21 protein-coding genes and 2 pseudogenes are annotated in these 21,944 nt (G+C 61.4%); 6 read left to right on the top strand and 17 right to left on the bottom strand.

The window, feature by feature from the left end:
* Positions 1-380: 380 nt before the first annotated feature.
* On the top strand, positions 381-2,024 hold the full coding sequence (mqo, locus tag ACA054_RS19000; protein WP_497685633.1) for a malate dehydrogenase (quinone): 1,644 nt from the start codon (positions 381-383) through the stop codon (positions 2,022-2,024).
* A gap of 439 nt (positions 2,025-2,463) precedes the next feature.
* Here mqo and ACA054_RS18995 read toward each other — a convergent pair whose 3' ends face one another.
* The 12 genes and pseudogenes from ACA054_RS18995 to ACA054_RS18940 all read right to left on the bottom strand — a co-directional run bounded on the left by ACA054_RS18995 (position 2,464) and on the right by ACA054_RS18940 (position 11,079).
* Positions 2,464-2,916 (bottom strand): hypothetical protein, encoded by a 453-nt coding sequence (locus ACA054_RS18995; RefSeq protein WP_497685632.1) that lies wholly within the window; start codon positions 2,914-2,916, stop codon positions 2,464-2,466.
* Positions 2,917-3,038: 122 nt separating this feature from the next.
* A complete protein-coding gene (locus tag ACA054_RS18990) occupies positions 3,039-3,539 on the bottom strand; it encodes a PaaI family thioesterase (protein WP_497685631.1) in 501 nt (166 codons plus the stop codon).
* Between the two features lie 147 nt (positions 3,540-3,686).
* Positions 3,687-4,865 (bottom strand): trans-sulfuration enzyme family protein, encoded by a 1,179-nt coding sequence (locus ACA054_RS18985; protein WP_497685630.1) that lies wholly within the window; start codon positions 4,863-4,865, stop codon positions 3,687-3,689.
* Positions 4,862-6,238, bottom strand: coding sequence for a pyridoxal-phosphate dependent enzyme (locus ACA054_RS18980; protein WP_497685629.1), 1,377 nt, complete (start codon positions 6,236-6,238; stop codon positions 4,862-4,864). The genes ACA054_RS18985 and ACA054_RS18980 overlap by 4 nt, the downstream gene beginning before the upstream one ends.
* Before the next feature lie 811 nt (positions 6,239-7,049).
* A pseudogene (locus tag ACA054_RS18975) lies at positions 7,050-7,136 on the bottom strand (outer membrane lipoprotein carrier protein LolA); the annotation flags it as partial.
* Between the two features lie 130 nt (positions 7,137-7,266).
* A complete protein-coding gene (locus tag ACA054_RS18970) occupies positions 7,267-7,929 on the bottom strand; it encodes a glutathione S-transferase family protein (protein WP_497690336.1) in 663 nt (220 codons plus the stop codon).
* A gap of 149 nt (positions 7,930-8,078) precedes the next feature.
* Positions 8,079-8,534 carry a MarR family winged helix-turn-helix transcriptional regulator gene (locus ACA054_RS18965; protein ID WP_497685628.1) on the bottom strand — a complete coding sequence of 152 codons (456 nt, stop codon included), beginning with the start codon at positions 8,532-8,534 and terminating at the stop codon, positions 8,079-8,081.
* A gap of 148 nt (positions 8,535-8,682) precedes the next feature.
* On the bottom strand, positions 8,683-9,135 hold the full coding sequence (locus ACA054_RS18960) for an Ohr family peroxiredoxin (RefSeq protein ID WP_497685627.1): 453 nt from the start codon (positions 9,133-9,135) through the stop codon (positions 8,683-8,685).
* Positions 9,136-9,198: 63 nt separating this feature from the next.
* Entirely contained in the window at positions 9,199-9,651 is a 453-nt protein-coding gene (locus ACA054_RS18955; RefSeq protein WP_497685626.1) for an Ohr family peroxiredoxin, read from the bottom strand.
* A 229-nt stretch (positions 9,652-9,880) separates the two neighbouring features.
* Positions 9,881-10,336: an outer membrane lipoprotein gene (locus tag ACA054_RS18950; RefSeq protein WP_323608898.1), complete on the bottom strand. Its 456-nt coding sequence runs from the start codon at positions 10,334-10,336 to the stop codon at positions 9,881-9,883.
* 199 nt (positions 10,337-10,535) lie between these two features.
* The gene (locus tag ACA054_RS18945) at positions 10,536-10,814 is read right to left on the bottom strand and encodes a Rho-binding antiterminator (RefSeq protein WP_497685625.1); all 279 of its coding nucleotides are present in this window, start codon (positions 10,812-10,814) and stop codon (positions 10,536-10,538) included.
* A gap of 4 nt (positions 10,815-10,818) precedes the next feature.
* Complete coding sequence (locus tag ACA054_RS18940) at positions 10,819-11,079, bottom strand: DUF2024 family protein (protein WP_497685624.1); 261 nt, start codon at positions 11,077-11,079, stop codon at positions 10,819-10,821.
* A gap of 128 nt (positions 11,080-11,207) precedes the next feature.
* On the opposite strand from ACA054_RS18940, the gene ACA054_RS18935 reads away from it, so the two are divergent.
* From ACA054_RS18935 to ACA054_RS18915, 5 genes and pseudogenes are all read left to right on the top strand, one after another.
* Positions 11,208-11,762 carry a MarR family winged helix-turn-helix transcriptional regulator gene (locus ACA054_RS18935; protein WP_497685623.1) on the top strand — a complete coding sequence of 185 codons (555 nt, stop codon included), beginning with the start codon at positions 11,208-11,210 and terminating at the stop codon, positions 11,760-11,762.
* Between the two features lie 85 nt (positions 11,763-11,847).
* Positions 11,848-12,058: pseudogene (locus tag ACA054_RS18930) on the top strand (hypothetical protein); the annotation flags it as partial.
* Between the two features lie 62 nt (positions 12,059-12,120).
* Entirely contained in the window at positions 12,121-13,341 is a 1,221-nt protein-coding gene (locus tag ACA054_RS18925) for a winged helix-turn-helix domain-containing protein (RefSeq protein WP_497685622.1), read from the top strand.
* Positions 13,342-13,376: 35 nt separating this feature from the next.
* Positions 13,377-14,006 (top strand): Vgb family protein, encoded by a 630-nt coding sequence (locus ACA054_RS18920; RefSeq protein WP_497685621.1) that lies wholly within the window; start codon positions 13,377-13,379, stop codon positions 14,004-14,006.
* 973 nt (positions 14,007-14,979) lie between these two features.
* Positions 14,980-15,990, top strand: coding sequence for a GlxA family transcriptional regulator (locus tag ACA054_RS18915; RefSeq protein WP_497685620.1), 1,011 nt, complete (start codon positions 14,980-14,982; stop codon positions 15,988-15,990).
* A 67-nt stretch (positions 15,991-16,057) separates the two neighbouring features.
* On the opposite strand, the gene ACA054_RS18910 is transcribed toward ACA054_RS18915, so the two are convergent.
* The 5 genes from ACA054_RS18910 to ACA054_RS18890 form a co-directional block, all read right to left on the bottom strand.
* Positions 16,058-16,918 carry a CAP domain-containing protein gene (locus tag ACA054_RS18910; protein ID WP_497685619.1) on the bottom strand — a complete coding sequence of 287 codons (861 nt, stop codon included), beginning with the start codon at positions 16,916-16,918 and terminating at the stop codon, positions 16,058-16,060.
* Between the two features lie 585 nt (positions 16,919-17,503).
* Positions 17,504-17,896, bottom strand: a complete 393-nt coding sequence (locus ACA054_RS18905; RefSeq protein WP_497685618.1) for a RidA family protein — start codon at positions 17,894-17,896, stop codon at positions 17,504-17,506.
* 28 nt (positions 17,897-17,924) lie between these two features.
* Positions 17,925-18,638 (bottom strand): DUF3726 domain-containing protein, encoded by a 714-nt coding sequence (locus ACA054_RS18900; protein ID WP_497685617.1) that lies wholly within the window; start codon positions 18,636-18,638, stop codon positions 17,925-17,927.
* A gap of 1 nt (position 18,639) precedes the next feature.
* Positions 18,640-20,355 (bottom strand): hypothetical protein, encoded by a 1,716-nt coding sequence (locus tag ACA054_RS18895; RefSeq protein WP_497685616.1) that lies wholly within the window; start codon positions 20,353-20,355, stop codon positions 18,640-18,642.
* Between the two features lie 23 nt (positions 20,356-20,378).
* A complete protein-coding gene (locus ACA054_RS18890; protein ID WP_497685615.1) occupies positions 20,379-21,932 on the bottom strand; it encodes a BCCT family transporter in 1,554 nt (517 codons plus the stop codon).
* Between the last annotated feature and the right edge of the window lie 12 nt (positions 21,933-21,944).

Here is a 21,944-nt window from a genome sequence, read left to right as displayed (position 1 = left end):
AGGCGCCCGAAAGACCAGTGCAATGTTCAAGGACGCCTTCGCCGGCAAGCCTGGCTCCTACAGATCCATCACGCGCGGTTTAGCCTTGTCGTGATATTCTTGGCAACAACTTGTTTTGACCTATTCAGTTTTCCTGTCCTTGTGACGGGTGAACAGAATCACTGTCGCTCAAGTAGCTGAAGCCAAAAAAGATAAAAAGTCAGTTCAGAAGGGACATATAACTGGGGTCGATGCACTCAGTCGGCCTTGTGTGCCCACCCTCCAGACTTCATGTGCAGCCGTCATGTGTGAATAGCCGCGGCAGACTTGCCTGAATGCCGTGAAAGCGGCTCGTGATTGAAGATGGAAGGGCGGATGGCGTTTTATCATAGGTGCTACAGATGTTTAAGAAAGTGAACACGGCCCTGCTGGGGCTGGCCTTGTCGTTGGGGATGACGACAGCCCAGGCCGAAGAAGCCAAGAAAGTCGACGTGCTGTTGATCGGCGGCGGCATCATGAGCGCGACCCTCGGTGTCTGGCTCAATGAGCTGGAACCCGGCACCTCGATGGAAATGATCGAGCGTCTCGACGGCGTCGCCCTGGAAAGCTCCAACGGCTGGAACAACGCCGGTACCGGTCACTCCGCCCTGGCCGAGTTGAACTACACCCCGGAAGACGAGAACGGCAAAGTCTCGATCCCGAAAGCTGTTGAAATCAACGAAGCGTTCCAGATCTCCCGTCAGTTCTGGGCCTGGCAGGTCCAGCAAGGCGTGCTGAAGAACCCGCGTTCGTTCATCAACTCCACACCGCACATGAGCTTCGTGTGGGGCGATGACAACATCAAGTTCCTGAAAAAGCGCTACGAAGCCCTGCAAGCGAGCCCGCTGTTCGCCGGCATGCAGTACTCCGAAGACCCGGCCGTGATCAAGAAGTGGGTCCCGCTGATGATGGAAGGGCGTGACCCGAACCAGAAAATCGCGGCCACCTGGTCTCCGATCGGCACCGACGTGAACTTTGGTGAAATCACCCGCCAGTTCGTTGCGCACCTGCAAACCACGCCGAAATTCGACTTGAAGCTGTCCAGCGAAGTGCAGGACATCACCAAGAACGCAGACGGCAGCTGGCGCGTCAGCTACAAAAACCTGAAAGACGGCAGCAAATCCGAAACCGACGCCAAGTTCGTGTTCATCGGCGCTGGCGGCGGTGCTCTGCACCTGCTGCAGAAGTCCGGCATTCCTGAAGCCAAGGAATACGCAGGCTTCCCGGTAGGCGGCTCGTTCCTGGTGACCGAGAACCCGACCCTCGCCGAGCAACACCTGGCCAAGGCCTACGGCAAAGCCTCCGTTGGCGCACCGCCGATGTCGGTTCCGCACCTGGACACCCGTGTGCTGGACGGCAAGCGCGTGATCCTGTTTGGCCCATTCGCGACCTTCAGCACCAAGTTCCTCAAGGAAGGTTCGTACCTGGACCTGCTGACCACCACCACCACGCACAACGTGTGGCCAATGACCAAGGTCGGCATCAAGGAATACCCGCTGGTCGAGTACCTTGCTGGCCAGCTGATGCTGTCGGACGAAGACCGCCTCAACGCTCTGAAGGAATACTTCCCGAACGCCAAGGCCGAGGACTGGCGCCTGTGGCAAGCCGGTCAGCGCGTGCAGATCATCAAGCGTGACGAAGCCGCCGGTGGCGTGCTGAAACTGGGCACCGAAATCGTTGCTTCCCAGGACGGCACCATCGCCGGCCTGCTGGGCGCGTCCCCAGGCGCTTCGACCGCCGCACCGATCATGCTGACCGTGCTGCAGAAAGTGTTCAAGGACAAGGTCGCGACCCCGGCCTGGCAGGAAAAACTGCATCAAATTGTGCCGAGCTACGGCACCCAGCTCAACGCCAGCCCTGAAAAGGTTGCCGAGGAATGGGCCTACACCGCCAAGGTGCTGGAACTGACTCCGCCGCCTGCGATTGGCCAGGCTGTTGCTCCGGCTGTCGAGGCTGACAAGGCCAAGGCACCCAAGGAGAATGCTGCTGCGGATATGGCGCTGTAACTGAGCGCCTGATCAAAAAGCCCACTGAGCCAGGGATGGCCAGTGGGCTTTTTTGTACAGCTGCAACAAATCCCTGTACCTGTAGGAGCGAGCATGCTCCGGGCGGCGTTCCGACGATGAACCCGAGAACGCCGCGGGGTGCCAGGCTTCCCGCGTCGTTGACGACCATCGCGAGCATGCTCGCTCCTACAGGGTCATGTGTTTCATGTGTTTCATCTGATCCGTATTTTTAATCGCTTTCTGACGCTGTAATGCATTCAGCCTGAGCCCCACAATGTCGGCTGGTTCCGCAGCGGTAGCCGCGGTGCACCGCACTTTCGAAATGTTGGAGGCTCTATGGGCAAGATGGCGTTTTTCCTCGGTGGTTTTCTGGTGTTGACCATTCTGATCGGCGTGTTGGCAACGATTTCGCCGGTGTAAGGCCTGGGGGTACAGGCGCTTACTTCGCCGGGCCTTGTTGCTTGATGTCCCCACAGAAGATATCGACGTTGCCATCCGTCGCTGCGGTTCGCACGACGATGTGATAGTCATCGGCCAGCAAGACAGGCAAGGCCACAGGCACGCTTCTTGAGAACGTCCAGCCGCGAATCGGTTGGCGTTCGGTGTTGACCTTGTCATTCATGGCGTAGGCGACAGGGCCGGGTTGCTCGCAGCTGCCTTTGTTGATGAAGCTATATATTCGCAGGGGCAGGGCGGCACCGCTTGGCACGCCGCTGATGAAGAAGCTGAGTCCGGTTTGCTTGTCCCAGTCGGACAACGCGACATTGCCGATCTGCCCGGTGTTCTGCCGGGTGGCAACCAGGGTGACCGACACGCTTTGGTTTGATGAGGTGGCGCAGCCGAACAGGCTGGCGCCGACCATTAACGCCGCAAGTGAATGTCTGAGCTTCATTGCCAAACTCCTGTGTTGAATAACGGCAAGGGGAGATTAGCGGATATAGCTCATTTATCGAGCGCCGGCGGCTGTCGATTTCGCCGCGCTCGAGTGGCTGCCAGCGGCACACATGCGGTGATTTACACCTGCCGCCCGTGCGCGGTGTCTGCCAGTTGCCCGGTATCGACCCGTACGAAAATGGAGTCGCCCACCGCAGTCAGCACGTCCCCGGCGAAGACTTCACAGATGACCCGCGTTTTACGTCCGACTTCACCCTCCACCCGCGCCCGCAAGGTGAGTGGGATACCCATGGGCGTAGGCTTGATAAACTTGATGCCGAGGTTGCCGGTGACGCAATTGATACGCGGCAGGCTTGCGGCTTCGCGGTTTTCCGCGCGGTAGTGATAGGCCATAACCGCCCAGTTGGAATGGCAATCGACCAGCATGGCGATCAGCCCGCCGTAGACCAGGTCCGGCCAGCCACAGTACATGGCATCCGGCATGTGCTCGGCCATGACATGCACGCCGTCCTCATGCCAGTAACTCTTGATGTGCAGCCCGTGGGGATTGCTGCTGCCGCAGCCGTAACACACGCTATCGGGCGCGGCGGCGTCTTGCAGGGAGGTGTCGAGGTTGGACATGTGTCTATTTTCCAAAAAAATTCAAACCAGTGTTCGGTGTACCTGTAGGAGCCAGGCTTGCCGGCGAACGGGACGCCGCGGTGTATCTGTTGCACCGCGTTATCGTTCTTCGCCGGCAAGCCTGGCTCCTACAAGGTTTGGTTACCCCTATATCCGGGCTAGCGCCTGCCCCAAGTCTGCACGCAAGTCTTCGATATCCTCAACCCCCACGGACAGCCGCACCAGCGCATCGCCGATGCCCAATTGCGCACGAGTTTCCACGGGGATGGTGGCGTGGGTCATGATCGCCGGGTGTTCGATCAGACTTTCCACCCCGCCCAGACTTTCGGCGAGGGCGAAAATCTGCACGTTTTCCAGGAAGCGCCGGGACCCGGCCAGGTCGGTGTTCAGGTCCACGGAGATCATCCCGCCGTAGCCGCGCATCTGCTGCCGCGCCAGTTCATGCTGCGGGTGCGAGGGCAGGCCCGGGTAGTAGACGCGGGCGACTTGCGGCTGACGTTCCAGCCATTGCGCCAGTTCCAGCGCATTGCTGCAGTGGCGCTCCATGCGCAGCGCCAGGGTCTTGACCCCGCGCAGGGTGAGAAAGGCGTCGAACGGCCCGGCGATAGCGCCCACCGCGTTCTGCAGGAAACCCAGGCGCTCGGCCAGCTCGGCGTTCTGCCCGACCACGGCGATGCCGCCGATCACGTCGGAGTGGCCGTTGAGGTACTTGGTGGTGGAGTGCAGCACGATGTCGAAGCCCAGTTCCAGCGGGCGTTGTATCCACGGGCTGGCAAAGGTGTTGTCGGCGACGCAGATGATGCCGCGGTCGCGGCAGGTGCGGGCGATGGCGGCAAGGTCGGTGAGGCGCAGCAGGGGGTTGCTCGGCGTCTCGACCATGACCATGCGCGTGTCGTCCTGCAAGGCGGCTTCGAAGGTGGCGAGGTCGGTCAGGTCGACGAAGCTGAAGCGATGCCCGGCGCTGCGCTGGCGGACCTTGTCGAACAGGCGGAAGGTGCCGCCGTACAGGTCGTTGCCCGAGACGATGTGCGAGCCGGCGTCGAGCAGTTCCAGCACCGTGGAAATGGTCGCCAGGCCCGAGGCGAATGCGAAGCCCCGGGTGCCGCCTTCGAGGTCGGCCACGCAGCGTTCCAGCGCCCAGCGCGTCGGATTGTGCGAACGCCCGTAGTCGAGGCCCTTGTGTACCCCGGGGCTCTGTTGCAGGTAGGTGGAGTTGGCGTAGATCGGCGGCATCAGCGCGCCGGTCGAAGGGTCCGGCGTTTGCCCTGCATGGATCACGCGGGTGGCGAAGCCCCGCGGCGGGGCATTTTCATCGTGCTGACTCATGGCAGGGATCTCCGCAGGTGATTGAGCATGTCGGTTCGGGTTATCAAGCCGTGGAAACCCGAGGCATCCTGAATGATCGCCACCAGTCCACGGCCCAGTTCTGCCTCCAGATCCGCCAGTGAGGCGCCCGGGGACAGGGTTTGCAGTTTGTCGGTCATGGCGCTGGATACGGTTTTGCGAAAGTGCGCAACGTCTTCATGCACGCCTAGCAGGATGTCGGACTCGTCGATCACGCCGACCAGTTGTTTGCCGTTCACCAGCACCGGCAGTTGCGATACATCCGCCAGGCGCATGCGCTGGAACGCGGTGAGCAGGGTGTCATCGGGGCCGACGCTGATCACCCGGCCGTCCTCGAAGCGCCGCGCGATCAGGTCGCGCAGATCACCGTAGTGCTTGCGTTGCAGCAGGCCCTGATCGTTCATCCACTGGTCGTTGTAGACCTTGGACAGGTAACGCGTACCGGTGTCGCAGACGAAGCTCACCACCCGTTTCGGCTTGGTTTGCTCACGGCAGTAACGCAGGGCGGCGGCCAGCAGGGTGCCGGTCGAGGAGCCGCCGAGAATGCCTTCGGCGCGCAGCAGTTGGCGGGCATGGTCGAAGCTTTCTTCGTCGCTGATCGAATAGGCGTGACGCACGCTGGACAGGTCGGCAATCGACGGAATGAAGTCTTCGCCTATGCCTTCCACTGCCCAGGAACCAGGGGTTGGGAGGGTGCCACCGCGGCTGTATTCGGCCATCACCGAACCGACCGGGTCGGCCAGGACCATTTCCAGATCCGGCTGAACGCGTTTGAAGAAGCGGGTCAGGCCGGTGAGCGTGCCGGCCGAACCGACACCGACGACGATGGCGTCCACATCGTGCTGGGTCTGCGCCCAGATCTCCGGCGCGGTGCTGCATTCGTGGGCCAGTGGGTTGGCCGGGTTGTTGAACTGGTCGGCGAAGAACGCATCGGGGATGTCCGCCGCCAGCCGCGCGGCGACATCCTGGTAGTACTCCGGATGACCCTTGCCGACATCGGAGCGGGTGATGTGCACCTCGGCGCCCATGGCCTTGAGGTGCAAGACCTTCTCGGTGGACATTTTGTCCGGCACCACCAGCACCACCCGATAGCCCTTGGCGCGGCCGACCAGCGCCAGGCCCAGGCCGGTATTGCCGGCCGTGGCTTCGACGATGGTGCCACCGGGTCGCAGGCGGCCGTCGCGTTCGGCTTCGTCGATCATCGCCAGACCGATGCGGTCCTTGATCGAACCGCCGGGGTTCTGTGATTCGAGCTTGAGAAACAGCGTGCACGGCCCGGTATCGAAACGGCTGACGCGCACAAGTGGCGTGTTGCCGATCAGTTCGAGTACGGCGGGGCGGGAGTCGTTGGGCATGTCGTCACCTCGTTGCGCTAGCACCATGGATGGACAAAAAGCCGGCGGCAGGTTAAGCGCCGGTCGTGACAATGTTGAGTCTGGACCATAGGCCGGGATCGCCAGACTCGCAACCGTGCGGGCGAAAGTGCCCCTTACATTGGCAATGCTGTTCACTTAGGCATGGTTTTATTTAAGAACTGGATTGGGGGGATATCCATTGCTGCGGTAACGGCCACTTATGGTTCCGCTTTTACAGCGGGTCACTTTGAAAAGCGCAAAGTAACCAAACGCTCTTGCCCCACCACTCGGTGCCTCGCTTAGGCTCGGCATGCCCTCACTCCGGCATTGCTCCGTGGGTCGCCGCGATGGGCCATCCCTGGCCCAGCGCGGCTAAACCGGCGTCCTGCCGGTTTGCCCACTGCGCAATGCCTGCGCTCGGCCATCGTGGTTTAACGGGGCGCCCCAGATCAAAAACAAAAGCGAGGCGGCCTGACAGCCGACCTGACTTTTGCGGATACCCCCAATCCCCTGTGGGAGCGAGCCTGCTCGCGATGGACGTCAACGATAACGCGTTCTGTCTGGATGATCGGGTTGTCCGGACGTTTTTCGTCGGAACGCCGCCCGGAGCCGGCTCGCTCCCACAGTTGGATCGCGGACAAGCCTGTAATCAGGTCGGCTGTCAGGCCGCCTCGCTTTGCTTTCGCTCTGCTTTGGCTTTTGATTTTCTTGCCACATCGAGAGGCTTCGTTCCGGTTCTGCGCAGTGGGTAAACCGGCATGGATGCCGGTTTAGCCGCGCTGGGCCAAGGATGGCCCATCGCGGCGGGCTCCGTAGGAGCGAGCATGCTCGCGAAAAACCTGAGAGCACCACGGGGAGTCAGGCTCCCCGCGTCATCGTTGACCTCCATCGCGAGCATGCTCGCTCCTACAGGCCGGGCGGCGTTCCGTTTTTCCAAGTGACTCGCCGTAAGGGCGAAACCCTAAGTAGCCGTTATCGCAGCAACGGATATACACCCGATAAGCGCCCCCCCGGTGCGCATGAGGTTGTTAGCGAAACCGTTGGGGTATGGCCTCGGCAAACGGATAGAAGGCAAACCAGGGCCTGGCTTCGTCGATGACGCGCTGGAAGGATGGCCGTTGCGTCAGCCTGTCGAAATACGCGTTCAAGTGCTGGCAGTCGTCGGGGAAGGGCACCAGTGTGCTGGCATAGAACAGGGCCGGGGCCGCCGCGCAATCGGCCAGGCTGAAGTCCGGGCTGGCCACCCAGGTTCGCGAGGCCAGCTGACGCTCGAGCATGCCGTAGGCCGTCGTGAGCATGGCCCCTTCTCTGGACAGGTCGCCGTTCGTCGCGCGCAGGCGGTCGGCGACTATCTGTTGCAGCGGCACCTGGACGTACTGGTCGAAAAATCGATCCCACAAGCGCACCTGCAATGCGGTATCCCAATCACCGGGGAGCAGGCAGTGCCCGCCTGCATAAAAGCAGTCCAGGTATTCGATGATGACACTCGACTCCGCCAACCCTTGCGCATGCGTGTGATCGCGTATGACCGGGAACTTGCACAGGGGCCATAACGCCTCGAGTTCCGCCCGGTCTGCTTCGCTGGAAAGATCGATGATCCGCCTCTGGAAGTCGATCCCGTACTCGTACAGCGCGATCAGCACTTTATGGCAGAACGACGAAAGCGGGTGGTAATAGAGCGTCAGCGGCATCATTCAACTCCTCGGGCGGGAGGTGCCCCACAGGGTGATTACATTGACTGGCCTGTAGGAGCGAGCCTGCTCGCGATGGTGGTCAACAATAACGCGGGTTGTCTGAATGCCCGCGTTATCGTTAACGACCATCGCGAGCAGGCTCGCTCCTACGGGGCTTTGGTCGTGCGGATAAGGTTGTTGCGCAGCGCCACGATCGCCTGCTGCATCTGTACGAAATCGTCGGGATCGAGGCCAGTTTGCGGAAAGCCATCTTCCGTCAGCTCTGCGCGCAGTTGGCGACCTGCGTCGGTCAGGCTGATTCGCACCTGGCGTTCGTCTTCCGGGTCGCGCTGACGGCGCAGGTAACCCATCGCTTCGAGCTTTTTCAGGATCGGGGTGAGGGTGTTGGATTCCAGGAACAGCTTTTCTCCTAGGCTGCCGACGGTCTGGTTGTCCTGCTCCCACAGCGCAACGAGGGTGATGTACTGCGTATAGGTCAGGCCGAGGCGTTCGAGCATCGGCTTGTAGGCCTTGCCGAAAGCGAGGTTGGTGGAATAAACCGCAAAACACAGGAAGTCGGAGAGCTTGAGATCCAGAGCGGACGTCTTGTCGGTGGTTTTCATGGGTTTTCTCTTTGGGCAGGCTGCAAGACTGGAACTCTACATCGTATGCGATGGTATCGGAAGTGTTCTAACTCTGTGTGCGCCTGCCCCGTAACGGCCGACGGCCGGTTTCCCGGGATAATTCCTGGTGAACCGGCCAAGCAATGCGTTACGCGGTCTGGACGTTGATGGCGACGTCAATGTTGCCGCGGGTGGCCTTGGAGTACGGGCAGATCGCATCGGCGCTGTGGGCCAGTTCGGTCGCGACTTCTTGTGACAGGCCCGGCACCCGCAGGGTCAGTCGGGCCTGGAGGAAGTAGGCTGCGCCGGTCTGGCCCAGATCGACTTCGATGTCCACGGCCGTATCGGCCGGCAGTGTGACCTTCGCCTGTTGGGCGGCCAGGCCCACCGCTGCGATGTAGCACGCCGACCACGCCCCGGCGAACAGTTGCTCGGCTTTGGGGTGCGGTTGCACGCCGGTGAGCACGTGTGCCGGTGTGGTGCTGCCAGGGGACGACAGTTCGATGTCGAGGTTGCCGTTATGGCCGCGCGAGGTGGTGCCGGCGCTGCTCAGGGTGGTGTGGGTCTTGCCGCTGGCCAGGACTTTTTCAATCTTGCTCATGATGATTTCCTCAGGTTTACCGAATATATTGTTCGTGTGCGCGTGCATCGCATACGACATTAATTACGCCGTAATAACGTTCAGGGCAACGTCGATATTGCCGCGTGTTGCTTTGGAGTAGGGGCAGATGGAATCGGCGATATGCGCCAGTTCCGTCGCGACGTCCTGTGCCAGCCCCGGCACGCGCAGGGTCAGTCGGGCCTGAAGAAAATAGGCCGGACCAGTCTGGCCCAGGTCCACTTCGATGTCGACGGCCAGATCCGCCGGCAGCGCGATGTTGCGCTCTGCGGCCACCAGGCCGACGGCGGCGATGTAGCAGGCCGACCAGGCCCCGGCGAACAGTTGCTCGGCTTTCGGGTGCGGCTGGGTGGCGGCGAACACATGGGCTGGCTGGTGAGAGCCTGGCGTCGACAGTTCGATGTCGAGGTTGCCGTTGTGGCCGCGCAGGGTGTTGCCGGCGCTGCTCAGGGTGGTGTGGGTCTTGCCGGAGGCCAGGACTTTTTCGATCTTGCTCATGGGGTGAATCCTCAAGGGTGCGGTCAGGTTTGATTAGTGTCGTGTGCGTTTAGATCGCATCCGATTGAAATAATATTCCTCCAGAACTCAGTTGACGTCAAGGGATATTTCCCTAGCTGGACGACGAACGGTCAGAGTCAATGCACGTTCAATAAAAAAGCCCCGGGCTGTTCAGGCTCGGGGCTCTTAATGGACGCTTGACCATCGAATCTCGGCGGTGGGGTGATGATCAGCCTTGCGGCACTACCCGAGCTTCATTGCCGGTGCCTTCGATATACACACTCTGACCTTTGCTCAGTGCAGCATTGATCGGCTGGGTCACCGACACCAAAACGCCGCTTTTCGTACGCACGATAATCTGCTGGGCCTGTTGCGGTTGATCGTATTTTTTCTTCTCGGCGTAGTTGCCGCCCGCCGCACCAGCGAGGGCGCCAGCGACCATGGCCACATCTCGCCCGGTGCCCGAACCGATCAGACTACCGATACCCACGCCCGCGAGTCCGCCAAGAATGGCGCCGACGCCGCTGTCGTGATTGGTCTGCATCTGCGTCATGGTGATCTGCTCGATTTTCCCTGAGCGGATTTCCATCTCGCCGGCGCCACCGCTTCCAGCGTCGACGGCGGCGCAGGCGCAAAGCACTAGACTTACAAGGGTGATCGTTAGCCAGGAAGCGGTGTTTTTCATGTTGAACTCCATCATCCAGGGGAAGCGGTTCATTCAAACGCATCAACGCACGTTAGACGAAGGAGACTAGCACAGGGCCCTGCGGCCGCCGCCGGTGCGCAACTGGGGGCAACCGGGACGACGGCCGATTCGAAGGTTCATTCGTCAACGGTATCGAATGGCACATGGACGGCGGCAGGTCGCTGGTCTGACAGCGACCTCAGAAAGTGCAGGAGGCATCGGAAAATACCACCCGGCCGAACTGCGCATTGGCGTCCAGTGGCGTGATGGCCAGCAGGTGGTCCAGACGGACCTCCTGCTGGCTATCAGCCGTTTCAAGGCACAGGAACTCTTCCTTGTCGCTGGAGGTGCGCGTGGTCAACGCCGTGGCGACCAGGCGTGCGCCGTCTTGCAACTCGACGTCCAGTCGATAACCCCGCAGGCAGGCGATCTCCAGATAGTCATGCAGGTCGCAGTTCATGGGCTGGTAGGTGTTCATGTCGTTACTCCTGACAACCTTGCAGTTTGAGGATGAAGTAACCCTGTTTGCCGATCGCCGCGGCCACTTCGGGATGGGTCGGTTCAACGTGGCAGAACTGGCAGCGGTCCTGGGCAATATCTTCATCCTGGATGCCTTGTTCATCAAGGAACCGACGGGCGTAGGACTTCGCCAGTTCGGGGTCATTGCGCTCGATCAGCACATCGAAGTGCAGGTAGCGGCCATCTTTGGTGCGCACATGGGTATCGAAGACATTCACGCTCATCATTTGCTCTCGCTCTATTGGTAAACAGTTTCGAATCGATACTAATAGACTACGATAAGCCATACGTTAGTCAATATAGTTTTTATCCGATACTATTAATCATCGATTTTGATCAGGGAAATGTCCTCGTGCTGTTTGATTTGCTGGAAAGGTTGTCGAGCCTGACCCGAGTCTGGTTTCGCGAGCACCCGATGCTGGCGGACCTGCAACCGATTCAGCTCAGTGCCTTGATGTACCTGGGCCGCTGCAATCGCTACTCCGACACCCCGTTGGCGGTGACCGAGTATCTGGGGTTGACCAAAGGCACGGTCTCGCAATCGCTCAAGGCACTGGAAAGCAAAGGGCTGCTGATAAAAACACCGGATGCCAGGGATAAACGTAGCGTGCACCTGGAGCTGACGGCGCCGGCCCGGGTGCTGTTGGACGCAGTGATGCCTCCGGACTTTCTGGTTGCCGCGGCCCAACGCATGGGGGCAGACGCAACGGTGCTGGAGGGTTTGCTGCTGGAGTTGTTGCGCAACATTCAGCAAGGGGAAAACGTGCCGGGTTTCGGCCTGTGCCGAACTTGCCGTTTTCATCAGACAGTGGCCGGCGGGGCCTTTTGTGGGTTGACCCAGGAGCCGTTGGAATCAAGGGAAATCGACCTGATTTGCCGAGAGCATCAAATTCCCGATCCGGTTTAGGCATGGCAATCATGTGTTGTTTTCGATGACGCCATCGTCGGAACGCCGCCCGGAGCAAGCCCGGAAAATTCCCCAGCAAGACCTCACCTCGAAAATCACCAGTGCGTTGAAGACCCGACTTGAACCCATCCACTTGCAGGCCGGCCCGCGCATGAACCTGGGCGAGGTAAGCCAGCGCAACGTGCCCAAAATGTGCCTGGTTGCGCCCAGACGGCGTGTTGGTGGGTTGCGGGCTGATGCGCACGGCCCGATTGTTGTTTGATGGAAGCGTGTGTGTGCCGGATACGCTCTACTGAGTGGTGAGATAGACTCATACGGGGCTTATCACGACAGGAGCAACTCGCGTGGCACGATTGCAATGGACTCGTTGATCACCGCCGCAGCGCAGGCGTTGGCGGCGGGCGATCCGCTCGGCGCGCTGGACCGGATCGCATTGCGCGATGATGCGCCAGCGCTGGCACTGCGCGGTATCGCCATGGCGCAACTGGGTGATCTGGCGCGGGCCAAGGCGCTGGTGCGCCGGGCGGCGCGGGCATTCGGGCCGAAAGAAGTCGTGGCGCGGGCACGCTGCATCGTCGCCGAAGCCGAGATCGCACTGGCCTCGCGGGATCTCGGCTGGCCGGTGAAGGCGCTTGAAGCGGCGCGGGTCACCCTGCAAGCCCACGGTGACCTGATCAATGCGGCCCATGCACGGTACCTGGGCATTCGTCGCTTGTTGCTGATCGGGCGACTTGATGAGGCCCACGGGCAACTCGCTGAACTGGATCCGGCAACGTTGCCGCCACCCTTGCGGACGACCCATGAACTGCTTGTGGCAGGGATCGCGATGCGCCATCTGCATTCTCAAGCCGCACGGGCCGCGCTCGCCAGGGCGGAACTCGCCGCGCAACTCGCCGGCATTCCAGCGCTGTCTGCAGAAGTCGAAAGTGCTTCATCCATTCTGAACAGCCCCGCCGCACACCAGATCGTCCATGGCGAAGAACGGCCTGTGTTGCTCGACGACGTGGAAGCGCTGCTCGCCTCGACATCACTGGTGGTGGACGCTTGCCGCTATGTCGTCCGTGGCGCGGGCATGTCGATTTCCCTGTCCAGGCGTCCAATCCTGTTTTCCCTCGTACGAGCACTCGCTCAAGCCTGGCCGGGCGATGTGCCCAGAGAGACACTCATCGCCCAGGCCTTTCGTTTGAAACTCAGTGATGAATCCCATCGAGCCCGGTTACGGGTTGAAATCGGACGCTTGCGCGCGGCGTTGAAACCCTTGGCTACGGTAATCGCAACCCGGCGCGGATTCGCATTGGTGGCGCAGGTTTCACCGGACGTGGTGCTGCTCACACCACCGGTCGAAGAAAAATATGCAGCGGTGTTCGCCTTGCTTGGCGACGGCGAGTCCTGGTCGAGTTCAGCCCTGGCGTTGGTGCTGGGTAACAGTCAGCGCACCGTGCAACGGGCGCTCGATACGCTGGCGGCGGCAGGCAAGGTGCAATCGTTCGGACAAGGACGGGCACGGCGCTGGCTGACCCCGCCGGTGCCCGGTTTCGCGACGACCTTGTTACTCCCCGTTCCGCTGCCCGGTGGCTAGGATGATTCCACCAACCCCTTTGGAGGAACACCAAGATGAAACAGTCAGCCGCCGAAATCCTGCGTGAATATGGCCCCTTTGCCGATGTCGACGACGTGCACGGCGTCACTTGGGACGGTCAGCAGGTGTGGTTTGCGACCCCCGACAAGCTCCACGCCCTGGACCCCGACAGTGGTCGCATGGTGCGCTCGCTCGATGTAGCCGCCCACGCCGGCACTGCATTCGATGGCACGCATCTGTTCCAGATTGCCGAGGACCGCATCCAGAAAGTCGACCCTCGCAGCGGAGAAATCCTGGCCACGATCCCGGCCCCCGGCGGTGGCAACGATTCGGGGCTGACATGGGCCGAAGGCTCGCTGTGGGTCGGCCAGTACCGCGAACGGAAAATTCACCAGATCGATCCCGAGACCGGGACCATCCTGCGCACCCTGCAATCCAACCGTTTTGTCACGGGCGTGACCTGGGTCGAGGGGGCGCTATGGCATGGCACCTGGGAAGGCGAGGAGAGCGAATTGCGCCGGGTTGACTCGAGCACTGGCGAAGTGCTGGAAAGTCTCAGGTTGCCGGCCGGCATCGGGGTGTCGGGGCTTGAGTCCGACGGTGGCGAGCGTTTTTTCTGTGGGGGTGGTAACAGCGGCCGGGTGAGGGTGGTGCGTCGGCCTTGAGGGTTTGATTTGGATTGGGTGTATATCCATTCCTGTGGTAACGGCCGCTTATGGTTTCGACCTTACGGCGAGTCACTTGGAAGCACGGAACGCCGCCCGGCCTGTAGGAGCGAGCATGCTCGCGATGGTCGTCAACGATGACGAGGGCTATCTGAATGCCCGTGTTGTTCTGGCGTTTTTCGTCGGAACGCCGCCCGGAGCATGCTCGCTCCAACAGGGCCCGCCGCGCTGGGCCATCCTTGGCCCAGCGCGGCTAACCCGGCATCCATGCTGGGTTGCCCACTGCGCAGAACCGGAACGAAGCCTCTCGATGGGACAAGAAAATCAAAAGCCAAAGCAAGAGCGAGGCGGCCCGGCAGCCGACCTGATTGCAGGCTTGTCCGCGATCCTATTGTGGGAGCGAGCCTGCTCGCGATGAACGTCCAGACAACGCGATCATCCAGACAGGGCGCGTTATCGTTAACGTCCATCGCGAGCAGGCTCGCTCCCACAGGGGATCCAGGTACAGCCGTAAAAGTCAGGTCGGCTGTCAGGCCGCCTCGTTTTGGCTTTAGATTTGGGCGCCCCGTTAAACCACGATGGCCGAACGCAGGCATTGCGCAGTGGGTAAACCGGCAGGACGCCGGTTTAGCCGCGCTGGGCCATGGATGGCCCATCGCGGCGACCCACGGAGCAATGCCGGAGTGAGGGCATGCCGAGCCCTAGCGAGGCACCGAGTGGTGGGGCAAGAGCCTTTTGCTTACTTTTCGGCGTTTGGAAAAGTGAGTCGCCGTAAGGGCGAAACCATAAGTGGCCGTTACCGCAGCAATGGATATCCCCCCAATCCAGTTCTTAAATACAACCCCATGCTTAAGTGAACAGCATTGCGCTTGCTCATGGGGGACAACTGGCGTAAACAGATCGCGCATTGAACCGTCGCAAGAGACGCAAGGCGGCCAATCACATCTTGTTCAAACGAAAGGCGAGGCGAACGTTGGTAGAGCGACGTCAGTTCAGCGGTGCGATGAAGGGCAAAAACCTTCGCTACCTCAATGACCATGAAGGCCAATCCGTTCGGGCCCGGGCCGGCTTCCTGCTGCTGGAGCATTTTTCGTTGCCGGCATTTACCCAGGCGCTCGATACCATCGTCACCGCCAACCTGCTGCGGCCCGAGCTGTTTTCAACGAAAACCTTCGGTTTGTCCGAAGGGGAAGTCGTCAGCGATCTGGGGTTGGTGATTCGACCCGATGCGCGCCTTGACCCGGTCGAGATACAAGCACTGGATCTGTTGGTTGTTTGCGGTGGCTACCGCACGGCGCTCATGGCGGACGACGGGTTGACCTGCCTGTTGCGAGGCGCGGCCGAACAGGGTGTTTCGCTGGCTGGAATATGGAATGGCGCCTGGTTTCTCGGGCAAGCCGGTTTGCTGGACGGCTATCGCTGCGCCATTCACCCGGAGCACCGTCCCGCTTTGGCGGAAATCGCCAGACTCACCCAGGTCACCAGCGAAGCCTATGTGGTGGATCGCGACCGCCTGACGGCGTCCAGTCCAACGGGCACGTTCTATATGGCCCTGGAGTGGATCCGGGGCTTGCATGACAAGGCGTTGACTGACGGTATCGAAGATATCCTGGCGTTTGAAGCGTCCCGTTACCGGCGCATCAAACCCGCATTGAATGTGTCCGTCAGTGGCCCGCTGAGGGAGGTGGTCAATCTGATGGACGCCAACCTGGAAGAGCCGCTGGAGATGGAGGCACTCTGTCTGTACGCCGGTCGGTCTCGGCGGCAGATCGAGCGCCTGTTCAAAGAGCAGTTGGGCACCACACCCCAGCGCTACTACATGGATTTGCGCATCACCGAAGCGCGTCGATTGCTGCAGCACACCACGTTGACCATCGTTGAAGTCTCGGTGGCCTGTGGATTCGTTTCACCCAGCCACTTCAGCAAGTGCTACAGCGCCTATTTCGGCTATCGGCCGTCCAGGGAAATTCGGCTGGTGAAGTAAATACCGGGCATTCGCGACGATGCCCGGTGCATTGATCAGTCACCGTGCGAACATGCAGCAGCGCCGTTCATTGCGCCCCGAACACCATCGTCCAGTAGGCCCCTTCATCACTGCGTGCGTCCGTCGCATAGGCGGCACCCACTTGCGTGAACATCGGGTTCATCAGGTTGGCGCAATGCCCGGGGCTGGCCAGCCAGCCGGCCATGGCCTTGTTCGGTGAGCCTTGGCCGGCGGCGATGTTTTCGCCGATCTGCCGGCCACGGAAACCTGCGGCTCGCGCGCGGTCGGCAGGGGTCTCGCCATCGGGGTCCTGGTGGGCGAAGTAATTGCCGTAGGCCATGGCTTTGCTGTGCCCTTGTGCCGCAGCGCCGAGACTGGCGTTCCAGGCCAAGGGCCGCGCGGCGGCGAAACGCTGGCGACCGCACAGGCGCGGTTTGGCCCGGGCGGCATTGACTTGGGCCAGCAAGGTTTTGCCGACACTGCGCGGATCGCTCATCTGACTGTCCAGCACTGACCGCGCCAGCACCACTTGCCATTCACCGCGACTGCGGCTGACGCCAATGTCGGCGTACTGGTTGTCCAGCAAGGCGGCGCAATGCTCACTCTGCAGCAACTCGAAAGCCTCTTCGGCATCTTGCGCACCCACCACGCGGATCGATCGCACTGCCACGGCCTGGTACCCGGAAGCTTTCAAACGATCGCGCAAGCCGCCGCCGTAGCCGATCGGCAAGGCCAGGCTCGACTTCTGGGCCAGCGGCGACAAGCGTTGGGCTGGACGCCGTGCGCAGTCTTGCGGGTGGGCTCGGTAATCGTTGATGGCTTCCACCAGTTGTCGCTCCGCTCCGGCTTGGGCGGAGGTGGTGATCAGGGGTAACGAGGTCAACAGGCACAGCGAAGTGAAGCGCAAGGCGAGGGCGGATTGGCGCATGGTGCGGACAGCTCTGATGAGATGACAACAATTGGGGGGAGGAAATTGCCCGTCTAAGACTGGCGTTTTGAGACAAGGTTCAAGGGGGGGGAAGACGCTGCGTGGTCGTCTGCTCTGGCGTCATCGCGAGCAAGCTTGCTCCTACAGGAGGAAATGCGTACAGCTCCGGATCAGGCCAGCCGGTCGGTCGCCTCGCTTTGGCTTTTGCTCTGGCTCTGGCTCTGGCTTTTGATTTTCTTGCCCCCTCGAGAGGCCGAGTGGAGGTTCTGCGCAGTGGGTAACCCGGCATGGATGCCGGGTTAGCCGCGCTGGGCCAAGGATGGCCCATCGCGGCGGGCCCACGGAGCAGGACCGGAGCGAGGGCATGCCGAGCCACAGCGAGGCACCGAACGCCAGGGGCAAGAGCCCTTGGTTACTTGGGGCTTTTCCAAGTGACTCGCTGTAAAAGCGAAACCGTAAGTGGCCGTTACCGCAGGAATGGATATGTACACAGTCAACAAAATCCAGGTCGGCTGTCAGTCCGCCATCGCCGGCAGGCCAGCTCCCACAGTAGATCGGGTACAGCCGCGAGAGATTGGTCGGCTGTCAGGCCGTCTTCGCCGGCAAGTCAAGGCAGGCGTACACCACCAGTTCCACCAGCATCTCCTCCCGGGCCAATCCGGCCACGACGATGGCCGCGCGGTTGGGGTAGGGCGCCTGGAAATACTCGCCATAGATCGCGTTCACCGTCGCCAGGTAGCTACGGTCGGTGACGTAGATCAGCACCTGGGTGACCGCGTCCAGCGTGCTGCCAGCGGCTTGAAGGGTATGCCGAAGATTGTCCAGGGTCTGCCGGGTTTGCGCCTCGATGCCCCCACTGACCACTTGGCCGTCGCGGTCGATGGGGATCTGCGCGGTGTACAGCGTACCGTTGCCGACCACCGCCCATTCCAGTGGCGCGCGCGAGGCGAAAAGGTCGGTCTTGATGGCGTGTTTCATCGATTGATTCCTGTTGCATTGCAAGGTTTTATTGGGCGTCGCTGCTTTCGCCGGCACCGCGCCGACGTGACTCCTCGGTACTTTCCACAAGCACCCGCTCGCCCAGTTTTTTCAGTTGGGCCCAGACGTCGTCGTCGACAACCAGCCCCTCAGCGGGCTGCGGATGGGCGGCAGGCAGGGCATCCCCGGCACTGAGTCGCGGCAGCAGCGTGAAGTGCCGGGAGATCAGCACATTGATGCTTTGTTCGTCGCTCTGCGCCGGTTGCGGCAGGTCATACACCCGCAGGGTCGGGCAGGTTTGCCCGACGCTGAACGTGGCAACCATTTCCTGGCGTGCATCGCGCCAGTAGACGCAAAAATTCAGCGCCTCTGCGGCACAGCGCGCCAGATAACCCAGCAGCAGGATGCGGTTATGGCAATGGCGGATGCGAATCAACGCACTGCCGCCGCGCAAGGCCTTGCCCACACCCAGTTCGACCGCTTGGGCGGCGCAGCGCAAGACACTTTGGCCGTGGGCATCGAGGGTCAACTGAGCGGCGTCTTCGTAGCAGGTTTCGATCGGGCGATCGACTTCGTCGTGGAGGAACGCCAGGGCCTTTTTCAGCGCGCCGATGCCATCGAGGCCTTGCAGTTGCAGGCGGGCGATCATCTCGGCGGCGTCGTCGCAGTCACCGGGGGCGAAGCCGATGCCCTCGAAGGCCTTGCGGCAGATCACCTGGATTTCATTGAGCGAGACGCGCATATCAGTGTTCTCCGGCAGCGGTGGCCAGTGTCGGCATCACCGCGAAATTCCAGTCATCGGCAAAAGGCTGGCCAATCTCACTGACCAGCGGAGCCCCCTGGAACAAGGTGATACGCACCCAGCGGCTGGACTTGGGGTCGAACTTGCCGGCGCCGAAGAACGCCAGTTTGCAGCGCAGCAAGTGGATCGGCAGCATGCCGCGGTCCATCAGGTTGGCGCGAATTTCCCCGAAGGCGCAACGGGCCATGCCCTGCAGCCGGCACACGGTGCCTTTGAACGATGGCTGTGCGAGCAGGAAGTGCGCGGTCAATTGCAGCGGATGTTGTTCGCGGTAGGCCAGCAACGCGCGGTGGCAACGCTGGATGTTGTGGGCGATCCCCAGTTGCATTTCCTTTTCCGCGCCAGGTTCCATGGCGCGTTCCCCCAGACGCGGTTCTTCCTTTTCCGCCGAGCGATACCAGAAGAAATGGTTGGCCTCGGCACCGCCAAGGTCGTAGTCGAGCGCCCAGCGGTAGCGGGTTTCGATCAGGTTGCACAGCTCGTCCAGCGGCATCTCGGCATTCAGGCGAAAGCCCTCGTTGACCGACATCTGCTCGGCCAGCGGATCGACCTGTTCGGGGTACAGCTCCAGCTGCAGGCTGACCAGCAATTCCTGGCAGCCGAAGCCGGCGTTCAGCTCGGCCCAAGCCTGCAGTCGTAACCACAGATCGGCGCTGACGGGCTGACAGGCGAACCACTGGCTCAATTGATCGAGATCGGCCAAGGTCTGCCGGTCGATTGCACTTTGCCGTTGGTCCTCGGTGCTGGTTTGCTGCAGGTGTCGGTGAGCCCGCTGCAACAGTGCCTGGAAACGCTGCACCCGGGGCACGTCAGCCGGTTGTGCCACAACCCGCGCCAGTGCGGTTTCACGGGCCCACACCCACTGGCCGACCAGTTGCGGGTGATTGATCAGGAAGGGCGCCATGCCCAGCCCCGTGGAGTTTCCGACCCCCAGGTAGCGTTGCAACTCGATGTCCAGCCCCACCGCCCGTTGCGGATTGCGCGCCCGGGCCATGTGCTCGATCTGCTCGATGCTGAAATGCCGCAGCAGGTACACGGTGAACATCTGCGCGCTGAACGGTTGGGTGAAGTCGGCATTGCCTTGCAGGCAACTGAAGTCGGCGATGCCGAACTTGCCGTTGCCGTACACGGCGGTGGTGCGATACAGGTAGCCAACCTCGGCCAGTTGCCGTGGGTCTGGCTGACAACCTTCAGCCAGCGCCCCAAGGAAACGCTCGAAGTTGCGCAGGCTGCGGTTGGCACGTGATAGCACCAGCACCCGCGCATCGAAACGCCCGGCTTCCTGCAACGGCACGTTGCGCCGCAAGTCGGCCAGTTGCGGCTCGTCGACATCGCCGGCCAGCAGCACGAAGCTGACGTCCCACTGATCGGCGATGACCCGGTCACTGCGTTTCTCCGGCGGCAGGTACATCGAGAAAATCACGCAGTGATAGTGGGCACTGGCAGTGTCGATCCGGTAGATCGCCGTGCCGAAGCCTTCGGCGTCAAGATCGAAGCGAGTACGGTCGATGCGCCATTGCTCATTCATCATCTTGCGCATGCTACTGCGCACGAAACTCAGGCGGCTCTGGAAGTGACTGCCCAGCCGCTCCAGGTCCATGACCCGGGCGGCGGGGCGCAAGGCCGAAGAGGTGTCTGTGTCGGTGTGCGACATCATTGCGATTCCTGAACTGTTCATCATCAGACTGCCTGTTCCCGAGCCATCTGCCGGGCGATGCGCAGCGCATCCCAGAGCGACGGCAGGATCAGCAGTGAAACCGGTACGGCAGTAATTACGATAAAGGATTGCAGCGCCGTGACCCCGCCCGAGCCGATGGTGATCAGCACCACGGCGGCCAGGCCCATGCCGATCGCCCAGAAGGCGCGCAGCCATGGCTTGGGCTTGTCATTACTGGACATCGCCATCGCCACGGTGAAGGCCATGGCATCGCCATTGGTGGCAACCGAAATGAAGCTCAGGAACAGGAACAGCGCCGAGATCAGTCCGCCCAGAGGCAGGTTCTGGGTCACGCCCAACAGCAAGTCTTCGGGCTGTGCGCCATGGGCGGTGACGATGCCCGGGGTTTGCAATTCCATGCCGATGCCGGCGCCACCCACAATGGTGAACCAGAACATGGTCACCAACGGGGCGATGATCGACAGGGTCATGATCACTTCGCGGATGGTCCGGCCCCGGGAAATCTTCGCCACGTACAGCGCCACCATCGGCGCGTAGCCAATGAACCAGCCCCAGTAGAACACCGTCCACCAGTCGAGCCATTTCGGATCGGCACGGAACAGGGTCATCGGGATGAACTGTTCAATGTGCAAGGCAAACGCCCTGGGGAAACCGCCGAGGATGAATGCGGTGGGCCCGAGCAGCACCATGAACACGGCCAGGCCGATCATCAGCCAGACGTTGATCCCACTGACGAACCGGATTCCCTCGAGCCCGACCAGGCAAGAGATGGTGTACATCACCGTGACCAGCACGATGGTGATGGACTGCACCATCAGGTCATTGGGAATGCCCCACACCGAGTGCAACGCGCTGCTGATCTGCAGGCCGAGGAAACCGATCGGGCCGATGGTGCCGGCCACTACCGCAATGATCGAGGTGGCGTCTGCCAGTGTGCCGATCGGACCCTTGAGCGCACGCTCGCCGAACAATGGATAGAGCAAGGTACGAGGTGCCAGGGGCAGGCCTTTGTCATAGTGCAGATGCATCAGCACGATGGCCAAGAGGCTGCCCAATACCGCCCAGGCGAGGAAGCCCCAGTGCACGAAGGATTGCGCGAGCGCGGCGTGGCCTGCCGCTTCGGTATGAGGCTGCATCCCGGCGAACAACGGTGGCGGGCTGGCGAAGTGCATCATCGGTTCCGCCGCCGCCCAAAAGGCACCACCGCCGGCGAGCAGGGCGCACATGATCACCGCGATCCAGTTGAAGGTGCTGGTATCGGGACGCTGGTCGACGCCGCCGAGCCTGACCCGCCCGCATTTGCTGAAGCAGATGAACAGGCTCATGGCAAAGGTCGCCAGCATCAGGATCTGCCAGTACAGCCCGAAGAATTTAGTCGACCAGGCGAACAGCGTGTTGACCAGCAGCGACACGCCCTCGATGTCGACCAGGGCCGCGATCAGGAAGGCGCCGAGGAAGCCGCCACTGATCAAAAACAGCGGCCAGTCGATGTCTTTTTTCGGCGGTGCAAGGTCCAGTGGCTGGACGTTGGCTTGCAGGGAGTCGGATGTTTTCATGATGCCTCCAAA

The sequence above is a fragment of the Pseudomonas sp. LBUM1653 genome (assembly GCF_059716115.1).
Note: the sequence above shows the minus strand (reverse complement) of the source record. Positions and strands in the feature narration are given on the sequence as shown.

Excerpts from the sequence above, each read along its gene's own strand:
- ACA054_RS18910 (WP_497685619.1), bottom strand. The coding sequence starts at position 16,918 with ATGCGCCAATCCGCCCTCGCCTTGCGCTTCACTTCGCTGTGCCTGTTG.
- ACA054_RS18960 (WP_497685627.1), bottom strand. The coding sequence starts at position 9,135 with ATGAGCAAGATTGAAAAAGTCCTGGCCAGCGGCAAGACCCACACCACC.
- ACA054_RS18990 (WP_497685631.1), bottom strand. The coding sequence starts at position 3,539 with ATGTCCAACCTCGACACCTCCCTGCAAGACGCCGCCGCGCCCGATAGC.
- ACA054_RS18890 (WP_497685615.1), bottom strand. The coding sequence starts at position 21,932 with ATGAAAACATCCGACTCCCTGCAAGCCAACGTCCAGCCACTGGACCTT.
- mqo (WP_497685633.1), top strand. The coding sequence starts at position 381 with ATGTTTAAGAAAGTGAACACGGCCCTGCTGGGGCTGGCCTTGTCGTTG.
- ACA054_RS18980 (WP_497685629.1), bottom strand. The coding sequence starts at position 6,238 with ATGCCCAACGACTCCCGCCCCGCCGTACTCGAACTGATCGGCAACACG.
- ACA054_RS18920 (WP_497685621.1), top strand. The coding sequence starts at position 13,377 with ATGAAACAGTCAGCCGCCGAAATCCTGCGTGAATATGGCCCCTTTGCC.
- ACA054_RS18905 (WP_497685618.1), bottom strand. The coding sequence starts at position 17,896 with ATGAAACACGCCATCAAGACCGACCTTTTCGCCTCGCGCGCGCCACTG.
- ACA054_RS18995 (WP_497685632.1), bottom strand. The coding sequence starts at position 2,916 with ATGAAGCTCAGACATTCACTTGCGGCGTTAATGGTCGGCGCCAGCCTG.
- ACA054_RS18925 (WP_497685622.1), top strand. The coding sequence starts at position 12,121 with ATGGACTCGTTGATCACCGCCGCAGCGCAGGCGTTGGCGGCGGGCGAT.
- ACA054_RS18950 (WP_323608898.1), bottom strand. The coding sequence starts at position 10,336 with ATGAAAAACACCGCTTCCTGGCTAACGATCACCCTTGTAAGTCTAGTG.
- ACA054_RS18940 (WP_497685624.1), bottom strand. The coding sequence starts at position 11,079 with ATGAGCGTGAATGTCTTCGATACCCATGTGCGCACCAAAGATGGCCGC.
- ACA054_RS18970 (WP_497690336.1), bottom strand. The coding sequence starts at position 7,929 with ATGCCGCTGACGCTCTATTACCACCCGCTTTCGTCGTTCTGCCATAAA.
- ACA054_RS18955 (WP_497685626.1), bottom strand. The coding sequence starts at position 9,651 with ATGAGCAAGATCGAAAAAGTCCTGGCCTCCGGCAAGACCCACACCACC.
- ACA054_RS18945 (WP_497685625.1), bottom strand. The coding sequence starts at position 10,814 with ATGAACACCTACCAGCCCATGAACTGCGACCTGCATGACTATCTGGAG.
- ACA054_RS18900 (WP_497685617.1), bottom strand. The coding sequence starts at position 18,638 with ATGCGCGTCTCGCTCAATGAAATCCAGGTGATCTGCCGCAAGGCCTTC.
- ACA054_RS18895 (WP_497685616.1), bottom strand. The coding sequence starts at position 20,355 with ATGATGTCGCACACCGACACAGACACCTCTTCGGCCTTGCGCCCCGCC.
- ACA054_RS18965 (WP_497685628.1), bottom strand. The coding sequence starts at position 8,534 with ATGAAAACCACCGACAAGACGTCCGCTCTGGATCTCAAGCTCTCCGAC.
- ACA054_RS18985 (WP_497685630.1), bottom strand. The coding sequence starts at position 4,865 with ATGAGTCAGCACGATGAAAATGCCCCGCCGCGGGGCTTCGCCACCCGC.